Origin of the sequence: Bathymodiolus heckerae thiotrophic gill symbiont (assembly GCF_900128515.1) — a bacterium.
Lineage (GTDB): Bacteria > Pseudomonadota > Gammaproteobacteria > PS1 > Pseudothioglobaceae > Thioglobus_A.
Map to the genome: position 1 here is coordinate 1 of NZ_FQTP01000174.1, position 1,869 is coordinate 1,869.

General features: G+C 38.1%; 2 protein-coding genes and 1 pseudogene. 1 reads left to right on the forward strand and 2 read right to left on the reverse strand.

Annotation, left to right across the window (positions count from 1 at the left end; genetic code table 11):
- Window positions 1-272 (forward strand): annotated as a pseudogene (locus BTHERMOSOX_RS10790) (BON domain-containing protein); the annotation flags it as partial.
- Window positions 273-279: 7 nt separating this feature from the next.
- Here the strand turns inward: BTHERMOSOX_RS10790 and rnhB are convergent.
- Together rnhB and BTHERMOSOX_RS10800 are read right to left on the reverse strand one after the other, a co-directional pair.
- Complete coding sequence (rnhB, locus tag BTHERMOSOX_RS10795) at window positions 280-843, reverse strand: ribonuclease HII (protein WP_138121138.1); 564 nt, start codon at window positions 841-843, stop codon at window positions 280-282.
- Between the two features lie 33 nt (window positions 844-876).
- Window positions 877-1,869: D-amino acid dehydrogenase (locus tag BTHERMOSOX_RS10800; RefSeq protein WP_138121139.1), on the reverse strand; the 993-nt coding region annotated here is incomplete at its 5' end.

Below are 1,869 nucleotides of genomic sequence, written 5' to 3' on the forward strand. Positions count from 1 at the left end.
CAGTATATCTCATGGGTGCAGTCACCAAGCGCGAAGCAGATCGAGCAGTCAAATCGGCTTCAAAAGCCAAAGGTGTTAAAAAAGTTGTGAAATTATTTAACTACTTAAAAACACGTCCAGCTGCTGAGATTGAGCGCGATCGTCAACGTGAATTAGCTGCACAGAAAAAAGCAGAACTTCAAAAACAACAAGCCATTCTTGATGCTAAAAAAACCAAACTCAAACAAGATCTTAAAGCATTAGGCGGCAATACAGAAGGTACGTCTTTTTAACTAAATCTTAGCCTCTCATCTGTACCCGATTTACGGGTGCGAATGAAAATCTATGTTCGCCTTCAATGGCTCCGTATTGCTGTAACGCCTCTAAATGTACCTTGGTGCCATAACCCTTGTGTTTAGCAAAACCGTACTGAGGGTATTTTTTATCCAATTCAATCATTTGTCTATCGCGCGTTACTTTAGCAATAATGGACGCTGCTGAAATTACCGGTTCGGTAAGATCACCTTTAACAATTGCAGTGCAATTGCACAAATCAGGGCAACGGTTACCATCCACTAACACTTGATCATACTTAACATTTAAGCTTTCTACAGCGCGTTGCATTGCTAGCATAGTGGCTTGTAGAATATTAATTTCATCAATCTCTTGAGCACTAGCCTCACCCACAGACCATTGACACTGATCTGTAATTAGATGGTATAAAATATTGCGTTTTTTCTCACTAAGTTTTTTAGAGTCGGTCAGTTCTGGCAAATTAAAATCAGTCGGTAAAATAACCGCACCAGCAACAACCGAACCTACCAAGGGGCCGCGACCTGCCTCATCTACACCAACAATAATCATTCAAATAGGTAGTTTTTTAAAGTTTAAATACTTTTATTGATATCTAAACATATCAAGCCCTTCGATATTTATTTCAGGTGCTTGGCCAGATACAATTGAATTAATAATCTTGCCCGAGCCCAGACTCATAGTCCAGCCTAATGTTCCGTGCCCTGTATTTAAAAATAAATTCTCATAAGGCGTTTTTCCAATAATTGGTGTACCATCGGGTGTCATAGGCCTTAAACCTGCCCACAGCTGATCATCTGATACTTTCCCAACTGCCTTTGGAAATAAGTCATTAAGTACAAATTGAGTAATTCGGTCGCCAGATTTTGACAACGTTTTGTCATAACCTGTAAGTTCTGCAATACCAGCAACACGTACAATATCGCCCAATCTAGTAATAGCTACCTTGTAAGTTTCATCCATTAGAGTGCCTTGTGGGGCATCCACATCACTTTTAATAGGCATAGTAATAGAGTACCCCTTAACAGGATAAACCGGAAGATTTATACCAAGTGGGCTCAAAATATCAGCCGAATTACCGCCTAAAGCAATGACATATTTATCAGCTTTATAGTCGCCCTGATCTGTTTGAACACCTATAATTTTGTTATTTTTGAAATTAATTTTTTGAATATTCACATTAAAATCAAATTTAACACCTAGATCTTTACATGCTTGAGTCAAATGATTGGCGAACAAAAAACAATTGGCACTTTGATCTTCAAGATAACACAATCCACCTTTTATTTTATCTTTTACATGGATAAGTGCAGGTTCAGCCTTAATGCAACCTTCTACATTTAATTTTTCATACTTGACGTTATAAGCATCTAAAACCGCCATATCTTTTTTAGCAGCTTCAAGTTGCTCCTGTGTTCTAAATATTTGCAACAAGCCATGACTTCTAAGCTCAAAATCAAAATCATGCTCTTTAACCATCTCAGCAATTGCCTGCTGAGAATACTTTGACACTCGAACCATGCGAGACTTATTAATCTCATAGCGACTCGCGGTACAATTTCTCAAAATTCTAAATAG